The following is a 21,310-nucleotide window of genomic DNA, read 5'->3' as shown; positions in this document are numbered from 1 at the left end:
GTGCCCCCTACGACCTGTGTCAGAGGGCCCAAAACTAGGGGGGAAGAACAGGCCATGACAAGAAGGCAATCGGGATCCCACTAGGTCAAATGGCGGGTAACAGCCCTTTGTTGGCCGGATTCCAGGTACGGAGGGCGGCCCGGAGCGTGCGGCGTCGGGTGGGACGGAGGGCGAGACGGACCCGCCGTGTGCCACGTACCGAGACGTGCCGGGGTCCGGAGGTGCGCCCCGGGTGGGCGGACGTCAGGATGGCGGAGAGAGGTACCTTCACAGGATGTTCGACAGCAGGTTCATGAGGATCGAGGCATTCGATCAGATCGTTTTCGATCGAATGCTCTTCGACCGGATCGTTGAGGAGCAGGCGGAATGAGCAACACAGCCCAGATCGGCGTCACGGGTCTCGCGGTCATGGGCCGCAATCTCGCCCGCAACTTCGCCCGGAACGGCTATACCGTCGCCGTGCACAACCGCACCGCCGCGCGGACGCACGCCCTGGTGGAGGAGTTCGGGGACGAGGGCGAGTTCATCGCGGCCGAGACGGCGAAGGACTTCGTGGCGGCGCTGGAGCGGCCCCGCCGCCTGGTCGTCATGGTCAAGGCGGGCGATCCCACGGACGCGGTGATCGAGGAGTTCGCGCCGCTGCTCGAACCCGGTGACATGATCATCGACGGTGGGAACGCGCACTTCGCGGACACCCGGCGCCGGGAGCGCGAACTGCGCGAGAAGGGCATCCACTTCGTCGGCATGGGCGTCTCCGGCGGCGAGGAGGGCGCGCTGCACGGCCCGAGCATCATGCCGGGCGGGCCGAAGGAGTCGTACGACTCGCTGGGCCCGATGCTGGAGAAGATCTCCGCGAAGGCGGCCGACGGGGCGCCCTGTGTGACGCATGTCGGTCCGGACGGCGCCGGGCACTTCGTGAAGATGGTCCACAACGGCATCGAGTACGCCGACATGCAGCTGATCGGCGAGGCGTACCAGCTGCTGCGCGATGTCGCCGGGTACGCGCCCGCGCGGATCGCGGAGATCTTCCGCACCTGGAACCAGGGACGGCTGGACTCCTATCTGATCGAGATCACCGCCGAGGTGCTGTCGCACGTGGACGCCGCGACCGGCAAGCCGTTCGTGGACGTGGTGGTCGACCAGGCCGAGCAGAAGGGCACCGGCCGCTGGACCGTGCAGATCGCGCTCGACCTGGGCGTTCCGGTGTCCGGCATCGCGGAGGCGGTCTTCGCGCGCTCGCTGTCCGGGCACGCGGCGCTGCGGGCCGCCTCGCAGGGGCTCGCGGGTCCGACGGCGGTCCCGCTGGGCGAGTCCGACGCGGCGGCCTTCGCGGACCGGGTCGAGCAGGCGCTGTACGCGTCGAAGATCGTGTCGTACACGCAGGGCTTCCACGAGATCGCCGCGGGCAGCGACGAATACGACTGGGGTGTCGATCTGGGCGCGGTGTCCTCGATCTGGCGGGGTGGCTGCATCATCCGGGCGGCGTTCCTGGACCGGATCCGCGCGGCGTACGACACACGGCCCGACCTGCCGAGTCTGCTGTCCGACGAGACGTTCGCGCGGGAGATCGCGGCGGCGCAGGACGACTGGCGCGAGGTCCTGGTCGCCGCGACCCGGCAGGGGGTGCCGACGCCCGGCTTCGGCGCCGCGCTCGCGTACTACGACGCGCTGCGCGCCGAGCGGTTGCCCGCGGCGCTCACCCAGGGGCAGCGGGACTTCTTCGGGGCGCACACGTATCGGCGGACGGATCGCGACGGGGCGTTCCACACGCTGTGGGGCGGGGATCGGTCGGAAGTCCCGGCGTAGCCGCTCCGCTGGGGTTGGGTGGTTCGCCTACGGGGGTGGGGGGCTGTTGTGCGGGGGGCGGGTGCGGGTGGTGTGTGGCTGGTCGCGCCGTTCCCCGCGCCCCTGAGGCGGCGTGGCGCCCGCCCCGCGTCCGTCGGCTCCGTCGGTTGCCTTGCGGAGCGGTGCGTGGGCGGGTGCGGGCCGGTGGGGGCTGGGCGCGCCGTTCCCCGCGCCCCTCAAGAAGGGCGTTGCGTCCGCCCCGCGTCCATGCGAGCCCGAGAAGGGTGGTCAGGTGAGGGGAGGGCCTGGTTCTGGGGTGGGGAAGGGTTCTGGGCCCGGGGGGATCGGGGAGGGGTCGGGGTCCGGGGGTGGGGTCGGTCGTGGGGTGGGGGGTGGTTCCGGCCGGGGCAGGGGTTCCGGGGCCGGGGGTGGCTCCGGAGGGGGTACGGGGGTGGGGTAGGGGTCCGGGGGTGGGTGGGTCATGGTGGGGCCTCCCGCCGGTGGTCGCGTCGTGGCTGTTGGAGTACTCCCCCGCCGGCCCGGCGTACGTACCGTCACTCACCCGCGCGGGGCAAGCCGGGGCGCGCACCCCTCGCCCCGTGGCCCGGGCGGGGCAGGCTCTGTCCCCGCCCGGGCACCGTGCCGAGCCTCAGGGCTCGCGCGCCCCGAACACCAGCCGGGCCGCTGCCGACAGGCCGGGGCGGGGACTGGACAGGACCGGGACGTTGGTCGTGGTCAGGCGGGCGGCGGGGGCCATGGACGCCTGGGCGAGCACGATGACGTCGGCGTCGGTGACGGCGTCCGCCGCGGCGGCCACCAGCCGGGCGGAGCCGACCGGATCGCCGGCGCCGAAACACTCCCAGGCGCCCTCCACCAACCGTACGTCGAGCGAGCCCGGTCGCCCGGCACGGCGGCGCTCCTCGTCGATCAGGGCGGCCGTCGGGCCGAGGGTGCTCTCGACCGTGGCGAGGACGGTGATCCGGGGCCCCGCGGCGACCGCGGCGGCGGCCATCGGACGGTCGACCCGGAGCACCGGGACCGGCGCCGCGAACGCCTCGGCGGCCCCGCCGATGGTGGAGCAGGTGCACAGCACGGCCCTGGCGCCGTCGGCCACGGCCCGCGCCACGACCGCCCTCACCTCACCCGTCACCGCGTCCGGACCCTCCCGGCGGGCCCGGTCGAGAAGGTCCTCGTCCACGAGGTGCCGCAGCACCAGGCCCGGATGGTCCTCGTCACGCAGGGCGTCGAAGACGGGGACGTGGATGGGTGAGGTGTGCAGCAGCGCAAGCATGGGGGGCGTACCTCAGAACCGGCCGGGGTGCGCGACCAGCCAGTCCCGGGCCGCGCGCAGCAGCTCGGGGTCGGCCGCCGGAGCGTCCTCGGGGTGCCGGGCCGCCCACTGGACGACGTACGGGCACAGCGGCGCGACGGCGATGCCCTCCCGCGCGGCGATCGCGTACAGCTCGCGCGCCAGTGATCCTGCGATGCCCTTGCCCTCGTGGGCGGGCTCGACGATGGTGTGCACCGGCACCAGGGCGGGCGCGGGGGAAGCGAGCACGAAGTACTCGACACGGCCCACGACCTCCTCGCCCTGTACGGCCGCCAGGCGTCCCGCGGCCCGGTCGTCGCGGATCTCGGTCTCGCTCATCGGACTCCTCTTCGCACGTGGGGAGGGTACGGATGGCCGGTCAGCGCGCGCCGGCGGCCTGCGGGCTGCGCCGCTGGTCCGAACCCGGCACCGGCGCGGCCGGGTCGGCCCCGAGGGCCACGATCCCGTTCGCACCGTCCACATGCACCACCCGCGGTCGCAACGCCCGTGCCTCGGCGTCGGTCATCTGAGCGTAACTGATGATGATCACCAGGTCCCCCGGGTGGACGAGATGCGCGGCGGCGCCGTTGATCCCGACGACCCCGGAGCCGCGTTCCCCCTCGATGACGTACGTCTCCAGGCGGGCGCCGTTGTCGATGTCGACGATGTGCACCAGCTCGCCCGGCAGCAGATCGGCGGCGTCGAGCAGCTCGGCGTCGATGGTCACCGATCCCACGTAGTGCAGGTCGGCCTGGGTGACGGTGGCACGATGGATCTTGGACTTAAACATGGTGCGCAGCATCGAGGCACTCCCAAAAGTAGGCTCCCTGCCTGCTTTTTTGCAGGTCAAGGGCTATTTCCACACCCAACAACGAGTCGCGCGTTCGGGCAGCTTCCGGATGGCTTGGCCCACTCTCGCAGACCCCACAGTGGCGACGGCCCAAGCCTACGCAGCACCCTCGCCCGACCATCCGTGATCACCGTCACGCGGACGGTCGGGACGGTAGTAGGGAGCGAAGGCGCCCGACCGGAAGGGCCACGCACCGTGATAGGTCAGCTGGCCCATGCGCCTCGCATCCCCACTCGTAGGAGGAGGCATCCACAGTTCCATGAATCCGAATGACCGAAGCAGCGCGGCAACACAGCGCCGGATCACCGGTTGGCCAAACCGGCGATTCTCACGACGCGCAGGCGTCGTAGCGCCGAACCCGTGCGCATATCCAGTGAGGTTCGCTGTCAACTCAGCCTGAGTTCGCGGTGCTGTTTCCGCATCTGGACGAGCGGCAGCGCCGTCTGTTGATGGGGGGGGGGCTGAGGCCCGGATCCTGGGCTGCGGCCCGCGCTGTTGGCGCTGGTCGAGCCGGATATGCGCGGTGATCCGATGTGGCCGCTGCGATGGACGACGAAGTCCACCCGCGGACTCGCCGACGAACTCAGGGGACAAGGCCACCGCGTCTCGGCGGATACCGTCGCCGACCTGCTGCGGGAGGAGGGGTCGGTCTCCAAGCCAACGCCGGCCAGGGCCGTCGGTCGGACGTCATGCGCCGGCGGTCGAGGTACCGCCCGCGGTCAGGCTCCACAGCGCGGCGACCAGGGGTCGGCGCAGGTTCGCCCGGCTCACGCACAGGCCGATGGTGAGCGCGGCTGGTCCCGGGTCGACGTGGACGATGGACAGCGCCCCGCGCACGGCACTGGTGTCCAGGACGAGCTTGGGCACGACTCCGGTCCCGTATCCGAGGGCAACCAGGGTCAGCAGCGCCTCGTGGCCCTGCGGCTCGGCCACCACCTGCGGGACGCAGTTCCGCGAGCGGAACCAGCGCTGGGCCGCCTCACGGACCAGACCTCGGTGGGGCAGCACAAAAGGGCCTTCCATCGCGTTCTCCGCTTGGTCCCGCGCTGACACGAACACCACTTCGGTGGTCGCTACCGTCCTGCTCAGCAGCGCCTCCGGCAGCCGGGCCGGGACACCGGCTACGGCCACGTCCACGTCGCCCTCGTCCAGTCTGGCGAGCGCGGCGGCGGCATCGCCGGTGCGCAGATCGATCCGGACCTGCGGATGGGCGGCGCGGAACGGTGACAGCAGAGCGGGCAGCAGGGCCTGGCAGGCGGTCACTGTGGCGAACACCGCGAGCTGGCCCACCAGGCTCGATGGCTTGTCGTGACCCTGCCGGTACTCCTTCCATCGGTCGAGCGACTCGATGGCGTAGGCACGGAAGCGGTTGCCCTCGACCGTCAGGGTGACTCCGTGGGGCGTGCGGTCGAACAGAGCCTGGCCCAGCTCCGCCTCCAGGCGCTGCACGGACCTCGTCAGGGTGGCCGGACTGACATGACACTCCAAGCTGGTGCGGCCGAAGTTCAGTGTCTGCGTCAAATGCAGGAAGAGCTTTACGTCGCGGTGGTCACCAAGCACGCTTCACCATAGCCTTTCACCGATCGCAACGGCCCGGTGCACTTCTTGCGCTTGCCATGTCTTCCCGCGTGGAAATACAAGTCAGTTATGACATCCACACCCACCAACACTTTCACCTCCGCAGTCTTCACCCCCGAGACGATGGACGTTCCGGGCGGCACGGAGACAATCTTGCGTGGAGGCCGCCACCTCTTCCCGCTGCTGGAGCGGGCATTTGCCGACATCAGGCGGATCGGCGTCATCGGCTGGGGTCCCCAGGGGCGCGCGCAGGCGCGCAACCTACGCGACTCGCTGTCGGGAACAGATGTTCAGGTCGCGGTGGGGCTCCGCCCGAACTCGGCCTCAGCGGCCGACGCCCGCACTCACGGATTCACGGAGGAGGAGGGAACACTCGGCGACTGGGTCGAGGTCGCCGCCACCAGCGACCTGGTCATCCTGCTCATCGCGGACGCCGCACTCGTCAACCGCCATCAGAAACTCTTCGACGTCCTCAAGCCGGGTGCCACGATCGGGCTGTCGCATGGCTTTCTTCTTGGCCATCTCCGCTCCGTGGGAGGTGACTTCCCCGCAGGACACGACGTGATCGCCGTCTGCCCGAAGGGCATGGGCGACTCGGTCCGTCGGCTGTACGAGCAGGGAGCCGAGATCAACGGCGCGGGGATCAACAGCAGCTTCGCGGTGCACGCCGACGCCGATGGCAAGGCCGTGGACCGCGCGCTCGGCTGGTCGGTGGCACTGGGGTCGCCGTACACCTTCCGTACCACGCTCGACAGCGAGTACCGGTCCGACATCGTCGGTGAACGCGCCATCCTCCTGGGCGCCGTCCACGGTTTGGTCGAGGCGCTCTACCGGCACTACCGGCTTGCGGGTGACGAACCGATCACCGCCTACGAGCGTTCCTGCGAGAACGTCACCGGCCCCATCGCGCACGCGATCTCACGCGATGGGCTTCGCGCCGTGCGCCGGCAACTGCCCCCGGCCGATCAGGAGATCTTCGACCGGGCCTACAGCGCGGCCTACCAGCCGGCGCGTGACATCGTCGCGGAGATCTACGACGAAGTCGCCGACGGCACCGAGCTGCGCAGCGTCGTCCTCGCGGAGCAGAGGCTGGCCACCCGGCCCATGGCGGAGATCAGCGGGTCCCCGATGTGGCAGCAGGCCGAAGCCGTGCGCGCCCGGCGAGGCGAGCGGGAGCTGCCCATCGACCCGTTCACCGCGGGTCTCTTCGTCGCTACCATGATCGGCCAGATCGACGAGTTCGCGGAGCGCGGCCACCCCTGGTCGGAAATCGTCAACGAGTCGGTCATCGAGGCCGTCGATTCGCTGCTGCCGTACATGCACGCTCGTGATGTCGCCTACATGGTGGACAACTGTTCCCAGACGGCCCGACTCGGCTCCCGCCGCTGGGGACCCCGCTTCCAGTCGGCCTACGAGCAGATCGCACTCCCCGCAGCTGAGCACACCGCAGACCCCGAGCTCATCAACGCCTTCACACAGCACCTGGCTCACGACGCACTCGCCTCGGCGGCCCGACTGCGCCCCTCCGTGGACATCTTCGTCGGCTGACGCCGGGCGCTGTGGCGCTGTGGCGCTGTGGCGCTGTGGCGCTGTGGCGCGAAACAGCGTGCGGTGTCCTGTAGACAATTTAGGCTCATTCGGATGCGGAGAGATGAGAAGGAGTGGAAACGTGGATGTGCGGTTCGATGTCGGCGAAACTCTCGCCCCGGGCTTCTGTCACCTGTCGACAGTGGTCGGAATTGACCATTACGTGATGCGCTGCTTCGACGGTCGAGTGCTCGAGTGGGACAGCTACACCCTGGTCTCGGACTCACCGCCCCCGTTCGATCGATGGTGGATTGCGAACACGCCGGGTCTGGGCTCGTATCTCTTCACCGCTACGGCCGATGTGCCCGCGGCAGCCCGGTATCGCAAGGAGCTCAGTGGTCTCGTGCTGCTGGACAGCGAGGGGGATGCGTCACTGTCCGGCGCTTATGGAGCGCTTGCGACGTACAGCGACGGCCCGGATGTGTTGTTCGCCGAGGAAGTGTCCAACGACACCGGTCGACTGGTGTTCGTCGGCCGCCCTTTCACAACCTGAGGTCAGGGGCGATCAGAGCTTCGGCGTCATCGCCTGACGTCCGGTTCCCTACGAAATATCAGCGCCGTCACCGCCGTCACCGCCCTCATCGCCGTCACCGCCTCCGCCGCTTCTTGACGATCTGCGGCCCGAGCCTGCCAGCGGTGTCCCGGGGCACCCTGGCCTCGAACGGGCCGACGTCGGTCAGCACGGTCTTCGCAGGCGTGCCGTTGCGGCTGTTGCCGTTGTTCTTCCCGGCTGGATCATGCCTCTCGTGGCCGACATGGGTCGGTGATCTCGCCCTCCAGCGCGGACTCCAGCACCCGTATGGTCAGCTGCTGCGACAGCCCACCCCCGCCGGTCAGCCGCGGGCCCTCGCTGCGGGCCCGGTCGACCAGCATCGCGACGAGTTGTTCGTCCGACGCGGCGGACGGCGTCGCAGCGTCGGCCGCCGGGCCGCCTTTGGGAGTGGCTGCCGACCGAACACGAGTGGCAGGACGAGGAGGAACAGGCGGCGCGCCGGAGGTGATGCGGCTGCGGGCGGCCCACATGCTCGCCGGGTTCGCCGAGGCCCAGGTCGTCTTCGGCCGCCCGCCCGGAGGGCACCCGCACCGTCCTGTCCGCAGACGCTCTGAGGGACTGGGAAACACCGGGTAGGCCACGCCACACCCGACAGGATCGGATGCCGACAGGACCGGAAGCCGCCGGGAGCTGAGTGAACGGTCGTCAGGCGGCAGTCAGGAGCACTGCTGCGAGTTCATGCTGATTCTTATGGATGTGCCGCAGGGTCAGGTCTGCGGCTTCGGCAAGGCCGGCCCATTCCGTCCGGGTGCGCTCTTTCCCCCCGGTCATCGCCATCATCCACATGTCGCTGAGACGTCCGGGATCCGGGCCGTCGTCGAGAACACGCTCCAGGAGGATGATGACGCCGGTGGAGCTGAGGGCCTCGCGGCACCGGGACAGGATCTTGATGGCGGTTTCGTCGGGCCAGTCGTGCAGCACGCTTCCCAGGAGGTAAGCAGAGCCTCCCAGCGGTACGCCTTCGGTGATGTCACCGGCGACGGCGGTGAACCGGGCGTCGTACTGGCCTGCTAGGTGGGGCGGGACGAGGCTGATGACCTCGGGCCGGTCCACGAGCGTGACCTTGAGCGTGGTGGTGGCGGTGAGCAGCAGTTCGGCGAGCCCGCCGGTTCCCCCGCCCAGGTCGAGTACGTCGATGGTGCAGTGGTCCAACAGGAAGGGGACGAGCGGGCGGTAGAGGTGCATCGCGCGCGTCCGCATGTGCTGGTGGAAGGTTTCGAGGCCGTCAGGGTCGTGCCGCAGACGGTCGAAGACATGCTGCCCATGGTGGAGTTCGTAACTGGGGCGCCCGGTGGTGAGAGTCTCGGCGAAGGGCGTCCAGGCGGCGAACAGGGAGTTGTCGGTGAACTCGGCGTGCAGCCCGCCAGGTTGATCGGAACGGAGCAAGGTGCCGGCCGGGGTGACGCGGACGGTGTGCTGCTCGATACACACCACCCCGAGGGTCTCGGCAGCGAGGAGCAGCCTGAGCAGGCGGTCTGAATCCATGCGTAGGGTGGCGGCCAGCTTGCCGGTGCTGATCCCTTCGGCAGGGATGTGGTCGGGGATACCCAGGGTGCACAGGGCAGACAGAATGCGACTGGGTGCAATGTCGTAAAGCTGCGCGAGTCGGCGCCGCTCGCCGTCAAGGCTGGGCATGGGCCTCCTCTTCCGCGGTGTCCCGGACCTGGTGATAGAGCGCAGCCCAGGCCGGGGCCGCGGTGGCGCCGAACCGGTTGTGCCAGACACGTAGAGAGGACAGGCGGTCCCGGGCGGGGACGGCAGGGGACCCGAGGAAGAGGATGTCGGTCACCACCATGGCGCGGACGGCCAGTAAGGGGTGGGGGCTGGCCATGGGCCGGAAGAGCGGGTTGTGGATGGCCGCCATGGGGTTTCCAGGGAAGAAGTCACCGATCATCTTTCCCGCAGCGACGGCCTCGGGTTTCAACACCCGCTGCACCGCGCGGACAACGTCCTGCCGCACGGCGGAGGGTGAGCCGATGGGCACCATGACGAAGGAGTTGTAGAGCTCGTCGCCGGTGCAGTCGTCACCGAGCCGGGCCAGGGCGGAGCGAGCCAGGATCTCCAAGTGCCTCGGTCCGGAGGGGCCGCTGATGTCCACCGTGCTGACGGCCGTACGGCCGAGTCTCAGCGATTGAGCCATGAACGGGCAGACATCGCCCTTTCGCCCCAGGCGAGGGTGGGATTCGACGAGAAAGGACCACAGCCAGCCGGTTACCTCCGTGAGGATCGGCAGGGGGTCGCGGTCAGAGACCGACGGCGAACCGCCCCCTGGCGTTGTGCCAACCCACGAGGTGGGCGGGCACCTTCCGGTACCGGCAGGTTTCAGCTCGTCCGGGGGAGGATCAGCGCCCATGGCTTACCAGTCCCCTTGTGCCCCGGTACGGCGGCGGTAGGCCGCGCCGATGTCGTCCTGAAGTGCCGTGATCTGCCGGGCGGTACGGCCCACCGGTGGCGCGGCGGTGCAAACGGTGCAACATCGCGCCCTGGTGCAATGCGGGCGGGGGCGGCCCGGCAGACCAGACCTTGCGGTGCCGTGTGCGCATGTCCGTCTGGTGCCGGTGCAGTCCGGCAGATGTCGCGATACGCTCCATAGGTCGTGAAGGTATGATAAAGAGGCGGGGTTGCCAAGAGCTGGATCGGTTCTCTCGGCACCGCCAAAGGGCAGGTTGACCGAACGTATTGGCCTCGGTCCCGCCGACTCCCCGAGGTCACCGAGTTCGGTGGCGGCGGATCATGGGATTCGAGCAGCGCCGCTAGGGCGGCGCCGTCGAGTTGGAGCCCGGGACCAACCCCAAAGCCGCCCGCGTCGTCGAGGGCTCGCGCCCGGCGGCAGGCTTGTCAGCGCAACAGCCCTGGACAGGCGGCACCATGCCCGCCGTTGGCCAGTTCGAGTTCCACACGGACTGTTACCTCGACGGTCGCAGAAATGCAGTGCGGACAGGAAAAGCCATCCGTCGACACCACCTGGCCACCGACGGTCGGCCTCTCCCGCACCATCAGCCCCCGGAATTGACATCAGCATTACGCGTTGCAGTACGTTCAGTAACGTACCGAATATGCGAAGAACGCGCCCGTCTGCGGGGGTAGCGATCCCATCACTGAACAGCTAACCTCGCTCGGATGGAAAATGATCTCGTGCGAAGTCTGCGGCAACAGTCCGGCCTGATAACCAGTGGTATATCCGATGCGAAGGAAGTGGATGCGCGCATGTTCCGTTCGTTCCTTCAGGATGGTACTGACGTGCACGGAAGTCATCCGCTTTTCTACTGGCTTCGCTCCCGCGGCAGGGGCGCTTTCGTCTCCAACGGCGAGGCCAGTCTCGCTCTGTCATGGCGTCCCGATACCGGATGTCTGGTCGCCCTGCGCCCGGTGGGCGACCTTGAGGCGATGGTGGATCTGCTGGAACTGCTTGCCTCGGTCACCTACGCGAAGTGGCCGAACATGCCGCTGATCACTCGGTACTGCAACGCGGCACTCGCTGCCAAGTTGATCGAACGTGCGTGGTCCCAGCCGTCTGCGCCCTGGTCTTCCAATGCGCCGAGCGACGATGAAACCTATCCGGAAGTCGTGGTAACGGGTGATCCGGCCGCTATGCCGGTCGGCACACGATACTGGGAGGTCAGAAGGGCTCTACGTCTACACGGGGAGGAGTGCGCCTATCGCGCCACAGAGGCACTACTGAACTGCGGTGAAGCGGATTTCATTGCACACCATGCGGCACGGGTGGAACACTACGGCGAACACGAGAAAACCTTTAACGCCTCACTCCTGGCGTCTCTCGGTCTCCTCCATCAGGAGGGGCTCAGATATCATTATCTCTTTCGCCACAGATCGATATACGCGTTCGCGGTGACCGGAAACATGACGGGCACGACACACGGATACTACATGGGCGCCATGAGAGGGCCGCGCCTGGCCACGTACTTTCAATGGCGGATCTACCTCGAAGAAAGACGGAGAGGGGCGGTGGCCCTCAACTTCGGCGGCTCGGAAACAGAATCCCTCTATTTGTACAAGGTCGGCACGTTCCCCGACCATTACCTTCAGCAGACGGTCATGCTGCAAGCACCCACCTCGCGTTAGCCATTTCAACCACTCGCGAGCTTCAGCATCCGAAGGCTCATTCCGCACGACGGCAGAACACCGTGCACCCCAACTCAGGGCGGTTGCCCACCACCTGAAGCCCCAGCGGGCGGCGATCAGGTGCACCGGGGTGGCCGGGTGAGCGGGGTCGGCAAGGCGCCTGCGGGCGCGTTCCAGGCGTTGGCGGCGGATCCAGGTGACGGTGGTGCAGCCGTCGGGGCGGAAGACCCGGTGCAGGTAGCTGACAGAGATGAAGTGTGCCGCGGCGATCGTGGCTGGACTGAGGTCCGGGTCGCGAAGGTGTTTGAGTACATGGGCCCGGATGCGGATGTGGAGTGCCTGACGGTGTGTGTGTGCTCGGGCAGCAGGTCCTTCGCGTCCAGTTCGTGCGCGAGGAAGGCCGCTGTCAGCGCCACGATCAGCGTGAACGTGATGAGGAAGCCTGCCCGCCGTTCCCTTCCCATTCACTCGTGCCGATGAACGGGGTGGGTGTCCCGAACGCCTTCGGGACGCTGCCGGAGACTTCCGATCATGGCGGGGCAGACGAGTCGAAGCGTGCTGCCGCAGCGGCCCGGCTGGTCCAGCTGCGGGACACCGAGCCCTGAACCTGATGGGCACCATCACCTCCACCCGCGTCGGCGACCGGCTACGGGAACTGGACACCGAACTCGCCACGGCTCCGGGCGTGACCATCACGGCCGACAGCCGCGCCCGCCTCCGTGCCCTGCTCCAGAACCTGTAGAAGTCCCGAACCACAGATGCCGGCCCGGCAGCTGACACCGTGGACGAGGCCGCGACGCACCCGAGACGCCCACCCACGCACGGACGTACCGACGAGACGCCCGCCCGGCGCCTGCGTCCTGGCCGCCGAACTCACTATCAGACGAGGCATGCGACACCGCTGACCCGACCCGGCCCGAACGCCTCACCTTCGACCCGACGCAGGCGTGGGACGGGCAACACCGTCGTCCGCGCATGAGAAGCAGGAGAACGGCCTCCCCCGGCTACACCTTGCGGCCCAGGAAGTTGAGCAACCTGGTCTGAGTATCTGCACCGGCGGCCGAAGGAACCTTGGCGCCAAACGCCCTCGGCATCCGGATATCCCCGTCTTCCGGCAGCAGAATCTCAGTCGCCACAGCCACCGCTTCGGAATCCAGTACCTCGTCCTGGCCGGTCGCCCGCGCCAGGTCCCATCCATGGATCAAGGTATCTGCACACGCCATCCGCCTCACGAACTCCTCGAACGGGATGGAACCAAACTCCTCTCCCAGAAGGGCACGGGCCTTCACCGGGTCACGCAGGGCGGCCTTGATCTTCCCGGATGCCGCGTCCCAGGCCTGAGCAAGGTCCTCGCCCCGCCCCGGAGCGGAATAGCCTGATCCGTCCAGCCCGGCGACGGCCCGCCTGTGATTCGAGACCACGTGGGCCGCAACGTCCCAAGCAGTCCATCCCGGACACGGGGACGGATCCTCCCATCTACCCGGCGGGCAATTGAGGATCAGTTCCCCAAAACGCTCCGCGATCCGTCCGTAGAGCTCCGGCACTGAAGATGCCACTTCGTTCCTCTTCCACTGATCAGGCCACGACACGACCATCCGCCCGGGGGTACGGTCCGAGCCACGCGTCACCGGCCGACGGCCACACGACGCGAAGAAACGTATGCCCCCACAACGTGTCCACCCTGACAGAAACAGTGGGGGAGCAAGGGAAGGAGGTGAACCGCAGACAGGGCACCGCTCTCACGAACCCGTATGCCGAGGCCCGGAACAACCCCTTCCACGCAGCGGGTTCCCCGCGAACCGCCTCCGGCAATCCGCGAACCCGCTGGGTTCCTGCTGTATCCCGCTGCTGACCGCCTCCTCCCCCGCGCCCCGCGCCGACCTCCACCTCGCCACCACAGCCGACGGCCAACCCGCCGGACTGCCCCGCCGACGGCGGCACTCATCTACCGGACGCCCCCGTCGGCAGATACACCGGCAAGCGGACCGACAACCGTCCGACAACCGCGGCAACGGCGACCGACCGCTCACCTCGGCCACCAAGGCGAAGGGCAGCACAGCGCAGGTGCTCGACGTCGCTGCATGACACGGCCACGGCCTTCTGCGCCTCCAAGAGGCCGGTCCCGGCTCCTGCCCGGCGGCATCGTGCATGGGGGGGACATGTCCCGAGTGGATCTCTGACGCCGTCGTGTGGATCACCCAGATCATCATCGAGTCATTGCGCGCCAGCGAGGTACGGGCACCGGCCCAGATCGGCGTCTTCCACAACGCGGAGTCGGCAGTGCGCGGCCGGCGTGCTGAATGAGGCTCTCCGGCGCCTGCCGAAGACCCTGTTCAACGGCGACCGGACACACTAGGCCGCCTCCCCGGCCGTCCACGCGCAACGGCCCCCGTACGAACACGGCACTGTCAGCGCCGCGCCGTAGGGTCATGCATCGGTGTGCCGGGCCGTCAGCCGGGAACGGACCGCACGAGGCCGGGGCCCCGCCGCTTCACCATGCGGCGGCCGAACACCCGTGACCCACCCGAAGGAGGTTCCGTGGGAGCCCGGGGTGAGATTGGGCGATGCAATTGCCAGGTCTGTCTGTCCGTACCGCCGGCCGATCGCGACTGTCAGCCGATCGATAGGGCGGCCGATGCGTCGATGAGGGCGAGTTGCCCCGGACTGGCTCTCCGCTTTCGGGCCTGTTCCACGAAACGGCCGAGCTCCGCGCGGACGGTTGTCGAGTCGATGCGCTTGACTCGGCAGACCCGGCACGTCAGCCCCCGCGAGCCCGGCGCCGGTATGCCGGTATGCCGGTATGCCGGTATGGGAGACGCCGGCCCCCTCTGGCTGTTCCCGGGAAACCGCCCAGGCCAATACGTCGGCGAGTCCGGCATGCGCAAGCGCCTGCCGCGGCTGGTAGCTTGCGTCAACCCACGCGACAGGACATGAAGGAGTGCTCATCGTGATGCCCGCGACCGCCCCGGCGGCTGACCCCGGCGAATGGGATACCGCGCTGGCCACTGCCTTCGAGATACTGCTCGGCGGACCGATGGCCGTCGACCCCGCCGCCGGATACGGGGTGTACTACGCCTCGGACCCCCTCGACGAGTTCCTGTTCCCGAATCCCTGGGCCACCCCCGAAGCGCTGTCGGACCGGGCGCCGAGACACCTTCCGGATCCGGACGGGGAACACCCCTTCTCCCCCTGGGCATGGCGGTTCGACCTGAGCAAGTCGCTCTTCCGCTTCGACGCCGACCTCCTGGCGGCAACGGGACCGTGGGGCGACGGCGGACACAAGGGCCCCCGGCCGTTCGACGACGCCTTCGTCGCCGACCTGCGGACCGTTTCCCCGGTCGATGAAGCCGGTGAAGTGCTGGTGCACGGCGCGGAGCTGGGACCCCTCCTGGGGCGCCACGGGGTCGAGCTGACCAGCAGGGAATCCGAGAAGCTGAACGGCTGGCTGACCGTGCTGCTGCGGGTCGCCACCGACGGCACACTCACCGGCGCGATGCGGGCCGCCACGTTCACAGAGCACGGTTGCGAACACCTGGTGTCGATGCACGACATCAGGTACGCCTCCTCCGCTGCCGAGCCCTGGGAAGAACGGCTGAGCGCGGTCACGCATCCCGCGCTCCGCGACCATCTCCGCATGCTCTGCCTCACCCGGGAACGCGCGCGCAGCGAGGGCGGCTTCTACTGCGGCACCGGCTACTGGCCGGGGCCGACCGATGTCCTGGAAGAGGTCGGCTGCTCACTTGTCGCGGGCTGGGGGTTCGGCGAGTCACAGGCCGGTACCGCCGTCGTACGACTGCCGGACAGCGAGAAGTTCGCTGAGCAAGCCGCTTGATGATCCCTCATCAGGCCCGGAGATCACGGACGCCCGCGATGCCGACCGCGGGGGCGCACGGTGAGTTGCCGCTGGCGGTTTCACCTCCTCCGGTGGCGGTTTCACCCTCGAACGACGTACGGAGGAGTGCGCCGAAGTCGTCCGGGTGCTTCACATAGCCGACGTGGCCCCCGGGGAACAGCACCAGTTCCTTTCCGAGGCGTTCGGCCAGGGCGACGGCCGGGCGGTGCACCTCGTGGGTACGTGAGTCCTGCCCGCCCGCCACCACGATGCGCCCCGTCAGCGGGGCCAGTCCGGCGAGGTCGGGCACACAGTGGGAGAACGGGCGCAGCACATGGGCGAGGAAGAAGTCGGTGTTGTCGTTCTCCTCGGGCAGTACCGGCGCGGGACGGCCGCCGAAGGCGGCGCTGAACCGGTCCATCGCCGCCTCGATCCCCTCGCGGCGGTACGTGGCGTGGACGGCGTCGATGAAGGCCAGTTGCTGTGCGGCGTCCGGCAGCAGCGCGTAGGCGGGCGGTTCGTGCACGACCAGGGCGGCGAGCCGCTGCGGTCGCGGGACGGCGAGCCGGATCGCGAGCCGGAGTGCGATGAGCCCGCCCGAGCAGCTGCCGAAGATCCGGACCGGCTCGTCGGGGTCGGCCACCAGGTCGAGCAGCCGGTGCGCGTCGTCGGCGTGCACGTCGATGGACTGGTCGACCGGGGGGCCGTCGAGCGAGCTGCGGGAGTTACCGCGGGGGTCGAGGGTGAGTACGCGGTGGTCGGCGGCGAAGTGGTCGGCGAGGCCGTCGAAGACGGCGGCGTCGGAGTTGCCGCCGCACAGGAGCAGCAGGAGCGGGCCGCTGCCGCGTACCTCGTAGTACAGGTGCGCGCCGGGCACCGCCAGCGTCCCGGTTTCCCTCGCGGTTCGGGGATTCGTTCCGGCGGTCGCCCGGAAGCCCACGGTGTCCATCGTGCTCCAGATCGGAATCGGTGCGGCAGCATCAGAATCGGTGCGGCAACGCAAAGTAGCGGCTTGCTCATTGAGCGTAGCCGCTCCGGTATCGTGCGACAGGTACCGATCGTGTCGATCCGCTCCAGGGGTGCCGCCATGGCAGACAGCACCGGCCAGGGGCAGGGAGCCGGGCCGCGCCTGCTGCTGAACGCCCAGCCCTTCGGCTTCGGGCCGCCGGCCGCGACGGCAGCTCTCGCCCAGGAACTGGCACCCCGGTGTGCCGAGGTGGGCTACTTCGGCGCCGGGCACACGCTGGACCTCCAGCACTGTCCGCCGTATCACACGGTGTACGCGACCACCGGCCTGTCCGACGACGAACGGGCGGCGTGGCTGCGGCAGTTGGCGCCCCGGTACGACCTGTTCGTGACGGCCATGGATTTCCCGGAGGCCGCGCTGGCCCGGCACGCCGGGTTCCGGGTGGCGGTGTACGACGCGCTCACCTGGTTCTGGACCGAGATCCCGGCGGCGGCCGACGATGCCGAGCTGTATATCGCGCAGGACTTCTTCGGGGTCCGCGAGCGGATCTCCGGCCACCCGGCGCTCCGCCGCAACACCCTGGTGGTGCCGCCGATCATCCCCGGCCTGCCGCGCCGGCGGGTCTGGCGGCCCGCGCGGGCGGGCGAGGGTCCCGGGCGCTACGTCCTGCTCAACCTGGGCGGTCTCCAGAACCCCTGCTGGCCGGACTCGGAGGCCGCCGCGTACGCGCGGCTGATGCTCGACGCCGTCCGCGCCGCGCAGCCCGCCGGCTGGTCCGTCATCGTCACGACGAGCCGCGCCGTCGCAGCCGAGCTGGGCGACCCCGCTGTCCGTACCGACGGCCGCGACACGGTGCTCGGCCTGATGGCCGGCGCCGCGTACGCCTGCATGACACCGGGACTCGGCAATATCTACGACGCGGCGGCGACCGGCGTACCGGCCTTGTGGCTGCCGTCCGCCAACGAGACCCATCACCTCCAGGCCCGCCTGCTCGCCGAACACGGCTACTGCGATGCGCGGGTGGACTGGCCGGACGTCGGCGGGCCGGCCACGTACGACGTACCACTGCCCGCCGTCCCGGAGGCGCTGACGAAAGCGATCGTGGAGGTCGTACGTAAGCTCTCTGCGGAACCGGTGCTGAAGGACCGGCTGGCGGAGCAGGTGGCCCGGTGCGCGGACGGGCTCGGCCTCCTGCCCGGCAGGGCACGGGCGCTGACGGACCGCTTCGGCCACGGCGGCATGCGGGAGGCCGCGGCGGCGCTGGTACGACTGCCGCTCGGCCGCTGACGGCCCGTGCGCCCGGGCCCAGTCACAACGCCGCCCTGTTCGCGCTGGCCACAGAGGTCCCGGCGGCGATCGTCTCCCGCAATCCCGGCCTGACCATCGACGTCGCGGTCTCCTGGCAGCGCCTATCGGCCGGGGGGAGGACAGCCCAAGCGGCGGCCGTCAGCAGCCGCTCCAGCGCGACGACCCTGAAGGCGCCGTCCAGACCCCGGCATGCGTGTTGGGAAGCTCATCCCTGCGCACGGGCAGGCTCACACCGTGACGGCAGACGGGTCTCCAGCCCTTCCTTCAACACTGCTGCGCTGCCAAGCGCACCACCCGTTCTGCTGCCGGCTCGGTCGCACGGCCGTCGGCCGGAGGCTTCATGCGTTGGGCGGCGTAGGGCTCCAGGGCGTCGATCAGGCCACGGAGGGCTCGGCCGGTCGACTGCTGGTAGTCGGCCCATGCCGCGTTTGCGTCCTCCGCCCGGTCGCCGAACCCGCCCCAACGGGGCCTGTCCGGCCTCCAGCTCGAACACACCCTTGCGTACCGTCGTCCCGCTCACCCTGGCCTCCCGCGCTACGGCCCAGACCCCGCCGTGCCCCAGCGGCCTTGCTCCGATGCCAGCAGCGAGCGTCGCTGCCGCTCGTCGAGATGCGGAAACAACACCACGTACCTCAAAGCGAGTTGGGCACCAGCCCTCGTCCGCGATGCGCATGCCACACCAACGAGCCCCAGAAATGGGAAGCAACACCTTGATGACCTGCAAGCCCTTAAAGTCTGCGGAACGATGTTTCCGAGATACGGGGGCCACATGGCTGTCAGCAGGTTTCTGAAGCTGGTCGCGAACGGAGTCAACCCGCCCAAGGTCACCACCGAGCTGGCCGACTCCCGGGTCCGGCCAGGTGAGCGGCTCACGGCCCGGGTGATGCTGGAGGGCGGGGCGGCCGACACCGTGATCGAGCGGTTCGCGGTGGAACTGCTCGTCCGCTTCGAGAGCCATGGCGAACACGAGATCCGCTTCCTCAAGACGGTCGCCGAGCACACCTTTCCCTCGCCTTTCACCCTTGCCGCTGGTGATAAGCGTGACGAGGAAGTGGCCTTCGACCTGCCGTGGGAGATGCCCCTGACCCACGCCGGCGGGCAGCCCCTCAACGGCGCGTACTGCGCGGTGCGTACCGAACTGGCCGTCGCCGACGCCGTCGACCGGGGCGACCTGGACGAGGTGCAGGTGCACGCGCTGCCCGCGCAGGAGGCCGTTCTCACCGCCATGACGGATATCGGCTTCAGGCGCCTGGAGGCCGAGGTGAAGCCGGGGCACGCCAAGTCACCCCTGGAGGCGGCCGACTGGTGGGCGGGGTTGCAGACGGCCGGCTGGTGGCAGGAGATCGAGATGCGTTTCCCGGACTGGTACCCGCACGGCAGCACACTGGAACTCTGGCTCGTCACCGGCGCCGACAAGGTCGTCGTCTGCCCCGGCCAGGCGGCACCGCTGATCCTCGGCCATGACGAGACCACAGGCAGGGCCGCACTGGCGGCCAGGCTGGACGGGCACCTGAGAGCCCAGTTCGGCGGCTGAACCGAGCACGGCACTCCCGGACCGGCTCGACAGCGCAGGCCCCAAGACCCGCTCGTCCGCACGACGGACGGGCAAGCCGCCCCGCGGTTCGGGCGAGCCCCCCTACTGTGCCGCCCACCACCACGCGAGGAGCTGATCACATGACGGAACGGCACGATGTCGACTTATGGTTCGACCCCGTGTGCCCGTACACCTGGATCACCTCACGCTGGCTGGTAGAGATCTGAGCTGTACGGCCGGTGACGGTCCGCTGGCGGGTGATGAGGCTGTCAGTACTCGACGAGCATCTGGACGAGAACCCCGAGGGCGACTGGAGTGACCACATGTGGGCGCCGGTGCGGGTTCTTGGACGCCCATGCGAGCATGTCGGGCCGCCGTCCCTCCACGCCACCAGCGGAGACCGGCCACTCCCCCGCAGCGAGCCCTCACCGTGCCCCGCACACACGAGGCACGCAAGTCAGCCGCATCAACCATCCATGGATATCAAAGTTCATGGCGATGGCGCGGCGTCACTCACGTGCGCGCCGGGTGGCCTGGCGGCGATCTGGAATCCCTCCTGCTGGACGGTTCCCGCGACGGCCGGGCCGAGATCATCGGTGGGGAGGTAGCACAGTGCCAGGACGACGGCTTCCTCGGCTGTGGCGGCCTCGCCGAGAACGTCTCGGAGAGAGGATGCTTCTTCATGCGGAATGGGCTTCCAGCGTGTGACGGGACGATGGCCACCTCATCGCGGAACGGGTATCCGGTGCAGGAGCTGAAGCCGAGGCACCACGCCTGGGACCCGGCCGTACCGCTGGAGGAGACCCTGCCGGCGGGGGATTCGGCGCCGGGCGTGACGAGGGGCCGTCAGACCGCGCGACCGCTCCGGCCCGCTCCCACCCGACACCCCACCGCACCCCGGCGGCAGTGGACACCCCGGGTGTGCCGCCTGCGCCACCGGCGACGCCGAGCGGACCGCGGACCGCACCGCCATCCTCCACTCCCGCAAACAACGCTCGCAGCCGCGCCGCGTTCGGCGGCCGGCCACCCACCAGCCGTCTCAACCGCGCTGCGGGTCACTGCACCTAGACTCCCCTCAGGGCCCCTGCCGGAGGTCCGCCGGTCGACACCAGGGGGGCCGATGGACGCGGTCGTCGGTGATGTGATCACGGCGGTCGGGCTCGCCGCCACGGTGGCGTCCACCTACTTCGGCTATGTCGGCGTCCAGCATCTGATCCGGCGGCGGGGCAGCGCCGCGCCGCCCCCGTCCGGGCCCGCCCGCGAAGAGCCCGGCGAACAGCACGACGAGCGCCCCGGCGAGCACCCCTCCTACGAAGTCGTCGTCTCCTACACCACCGCCGACGGCGAGGCCGCCCGGCGGCTCGCGGAGAGCCTGCGCCGGGCCGGTGCGTCGGTGTTCCTGGTGGAATGGGTCGCGCCGGGACTGCTTCCCCTCCTCGAATCCCAACGCGCCTTGTCCGAAGCCGTGTTGGGGGTGCTGCTGTTCGGCCGTACGACGATGGACGACCCCCGGATCGTCGACGAGTACGCGGCGCTGCTCCAGCGGGCGCACGGCGGGGGACTGCGGTTCGTCCCGGCGCCGGTGGCGGACGTCCGTCTCCCGGCGTTCGCCGCGATCCGTCAGCCGGTGGATCTGCGCGAGCCGGGGTCCGCACGGTACGACACCGAGGTCGGGCGGCTGGTGCGGGTCGTGCGCGGACGGACGGCAGGGCCGGCCGGCTGACGCCCGCGCGCACCCCCACCCGACGGGCCATGCCACGCACCACGAGACGCCTGGCGCCACAACATGAGTCCTACACGCGGGAGTTGTGCGAAATGGGGGGTGGAGCCGAGCGCACCCCCCTTACCCTGGTTGCCCCGCAGCGGACGGCCAGGCTCCTTCGCGCAACCGCGAACCCCCGCCGTCCGGCCGAGGAGGTCCGAG

General features: G+C 69.4%; 18 protein-coding genes and 4 pseudogenes. 11 read left to right on the top strand and 11 right to left on the bottom strand.

What is annotated here, in order from left to right:
• Nucleotides 1–366: 366 nt before the first annotated feature.
• A complete protein-coding gene (gene gndA, locus ACFRFC_RS08270) occupies nt 367–1,806 on the top strand; it encodes an NADP-dependent phosphogluconate dehydrogenase (RefSeq protein WP_382687314.1) in 1,440 nt (479 codons plus the stop codon).
• A gap of 628 nt (nt 1,807–2,434) precedes the next feature.
• Here the strand turns inward: gndA and ACFRFC_RS08265 are convergent.
• From ACFRFC_RS08265 to panD, 3 genes are read right to left on the bottom strand one after another with little or no spacing between them, the layout of a single operon-like run.
• The gene (locus ACFRFC_RS08265; RefSeq protein ID WP_382687312.1) at nt 2,435–3,076 is read right to left on the bottom strand and encodes an aspartate/glutamate racemase family protein; all 642 of its coding nucleotides are present in this window, start codon (nt 3,074–3,076) and stop codon (nt 2,435–2,437) included.
• A gap of 12 nt (nt 3,077–3,088) precedes the next feature.
• A complete protein-coding gene (locus ACFRFC_RS08260) occupies nt 3,089–3,433 on the bottom strand; it encodes a GNAT family N-acetyltransferase (RefSeq protein WP_382687309.1) in 345 nt (114 codons plus the stop codon).
• 40 nt (nt 3,434–3,473) lie between these two features.
• Nucleotides 3,474–3,896 (bottom strand): aspartate 1-decarboxylase, encoded by a 423-nt coding sequence (gene panD, locus ACFRFC_RS08255; protein ID WP_382687306.1) that lies wholly within the window; start codon nt 3,894–3,896, stop codon nt 3,474–3,476.
• 408 nt (nt 3,897–4,304) lie between these two features.
• Between panD and ACFRFC_RS08250 the strand changes: the two are divergent.
• Nucleotides 4,305–4,589: pseudogene (locus ACFRFC_RS08250) on the top strand (ISAzo13 family transposase); the annotation flags it as partial.
• Between the two features lie 42 nt (nt 4,590–4,631).
• Here ACFRFC_RS08250 and ilvY read toward each other — a convergent pair.
• Entirely contained in the window at nt 4,632–5,504 is an 873-nt protein-coding gene (ilvY, locus tag ACFRFC_RS08245; protein ID WP_382687304.1) for an HTH-type transcriptional activator IlvY, read from the bottom strand.
• 87 nt (nt 5,505–5,591) lie between these two features.
• Here ilvY and ACFRFC_RS08240 point away from each other — a divergent pair, with 87 nt between their 5' ends.
• Nucleotides 5,592–7,070 carry a ketol-acid reductoisomerase gene (locus ACFRFC_RS08240; protein ID WP_382687302.1) on the top strand — a complete coding sequence of 493 codons (1,479 nt, stop codon included), beginning with the start codon at nt 5,592–5,594 and terminating at the stop codon, nt 7,068–7,070.
• 121 nt (nt 7,071–7,191) lie between these two features.
• The gene (locus ACFRFC_RS08235; RefSeq protein WP_382687299.1) at nt 7,192–7,602 is read left to right on the top strand and encodes a hypothetical protein; all 411 of its coding nucleotides are present in this window, start codon (nt 7,192–7,194) and stop codon (nt 7,600–7,602) included.
• A 97-nt stretch (nt 7,603–7,699) separates the two neighbouring features.
• Here ACFRFC_RS08235 and ACFRFC_RS08230 read toward each other — a convergent pair.
• The 3 genes and pseudogenes from ACFRFC_RS08230 to ACFRFC_RS08220 form a co-directional block, all read right to left on the bottom strand.
• A pseudogene (locus ACFRFC_RS08230) lies at nt 7,700–7,982 on the bottom strand (transposase); the annotation flags it as partial.
• 325 nt (nt 7,983–8,307) lie between these two features.
• On the bottom strand, nt 8,308–9,297 hold the full coding sequence (locus tag ACFRFC_RS08225) for a methyltransferase (protein WP_382687297.1): 990 nt from the start codon (nt 9,295–9,297) through the stop codon (nt 8,308–8,310).
• Nucleotides 9,284–10,015 carry a DUF6875 domain-containing protein gene (locus tag ACFRFC_RS08220; protein ID WP_382687295.1) on the bottom strand — a complete coding sequence of 244 codons (732 nt, stop codon included), beginning with the start codon at nt 10,013–10,015 and terminating at the stop codon, nt 9,284–9,286. The genes ACFRFC_RS08225 and ACFRFC_RS08220 overlap by 14 nt, the downstream gene beginning before the upstream one ends.
• A 767-nt stretch (nt 10,016–10,782) precedes the next feature.
• Between ACFRFC_RS08220 and ACFRFC_RS08215 the strand changes: the two genes are divergently transcribed.
• Nucleotides 10,783–11,745 (top strand): hypothetical protein, encoded by a 963-nt coding sequence (locus tag ACFRFC_RS08215; RefSeq protein ID WP_382687500.1) that lies wholly within the window; start codon nt 10,783–10,785, stop codon nt 11,743–11,745.
• A 108-nt stretch (nt 11,746–11,853) separates the two neighbouring features.
• Here the strand turns inward: ACFRFC_RS08215 and ACFRFC_RS08210 are convergent.
• A pseudogene (locus ACFRFC_RS08210) lies at nt 11,854–12,213 on the bottom strand (AraC family transcriptional regulator); the annotation flags it as partial.
• On the opposite strand from ACFRFC_RS08210, the gene ACFRFC_RS08205 reads away from it, so the two are divergent.
• Both ACFRFC_RS08205 and ACFRFC_RS08200 read left to right on the top strand, forming a co-directional pair.
• Nucleotides 12,099–12,350: a hypothetical protein gene (locus tag ACFRFC_RS08205; RefSeq protein WP_382687498.1), complete on the top strand. Its 252-nt coding sequence runs from the start codon at nt 12,099–12,101 to the stop codon at nt 12,348–12,350. The pseudogene ACFRFC_RS08210 and the gene ACFRFC_RS08205 sit on opposite strands and share 115 nt — an antisense overlap.
• Before the next feature lie 5 nt (nt 12,351–12,355).
• Entirely contained in the window at nt 12,356–12,487 is a 132-nt protein-coding gene (locus ACFRFC_RS08200; RefSeq protein WP_382687292.1) for a hypothetical protein, read from the top strand.
• A 262-nt stretch (nt 12,488–12,749) separates the two neighbouring features.
• Here ACFRFC_RS08200 and ACFRFC_RS08195 read toward each other — a convergent pair whose 3' ends face one another.
• Nucleotides 12,750–13,340 (bottom strand): TIGR03086 family metal-binding protein, encoded by a 591-nt coding sequence (locus ACFRFC_RS08195; protein WP_382687290.1) that lies wholly within the window; start codon nt 13,338–13,340, stop codon nt 12,750–12,752.
• Between the two features lie 1,355 nt (nt 13,341–14,695).
• On the opposite strand from ACFRFC_RS08195, the gene ACFRFC_RS08190 reads away from it, so the two are divergent.
• Nucleotides 14,696–15,577: a hypothetical protein gene (locus tag ACFRFC_RS08190; protein WP_382687287.1), complete on the top strand. Its 882-nt coding sequence runs from the start codon at nt 14,696–14,698 to the stop codon at nt 15,575–15,577.
• Nucleotides 15,578–15,587: 10 nt separating this feature from the next.
• Here ACFRFC_RS08190 and ACFRFC_RS08185 read toward each other — a convergent pair whose 3' ends face one another.
• Nucleotides 15,588–16,454, bottom strand: coding sequence for an alpha/beta fold hydrolase (locus tag ACFRFC_RS08185; protein WP_383112595.1), 867 nt, complete (start codon nt 16,452–16,454; stop codon nt 15,588–15,590).
• 210 nt (nt 16,455–16,664) lie between these two features.
• Between ACFRFC_RS08185 and ACFRFC_RS08180 the strand changes: the two genes are divergently transcribed.
• A complete protein-coding gene (locus tag ACFRFC_RS08180; RefSeq protein WP_382687281.1) occupies nt 16,665–17,831 on the top strand; it encodes a hypothetical protein in 1,167 nt (388 codons plus the stop codon).
• Between the two features lie 448 nt (nt 17,832–18,279).
• Here the strand turns inward: ACFRFC_RS08180 and ACFRFC_RS08175 are convergent.
• Nucleotides 18,280–18,525, bottom strand: a pseudogene (locus tag ACFRFC_RS08175) (ISAzo13 family transposase); the annotation flags it as partial.
• 96 nt (nt 18,526–18,621) lie between these two features.
• Here ACFRFC_RS08175 and ACFRFC_RS08170 point away from each other — a divergent pair.
• Together ACFRFC_RS08170 and ACFRFC_RS08165 are read left to right on the top strand one after the other, a co-directional pair.
• Entirely contained in the window at nt 18,622–19,386 is a 765-nt protein-coding gene (locus ACFRFC_RS08170; protein WP_382687278.1) for a sporulation protein, read from the top strand.
• 1,120 nt (nt 19,387–20,506) lie between these two features.
• Nucleotides 20,507–21,109: a toll/interleukin-1 receptor domain-containing protein gene (locus tag ACFRFC_RS08165; protein ID WP_382687276.1), complete on the top strand. Its 603-nt coding sequence runs from the start codon at nt 20,507–20,509 to the stop codon at nt 21,107–21,109.
• The last annotated feature ends 201 nt before the right edge of the window (nt 21,110–21,310 follow it).

The organism is Streptomyces sp. NPDC056734 (assembly GCF_042790455.1).
In the GTDB taxonomy this organism is placed as follows: Bacteria; Actinomycetota; Actinomycetes; order Streptomycetales; family Streptomycetaceae; genus Streptomyces.
Note: the sequence above shows the minus strand (reverse complement) of the source record. Positions and strands in the feature narration are given on the sequence as shown.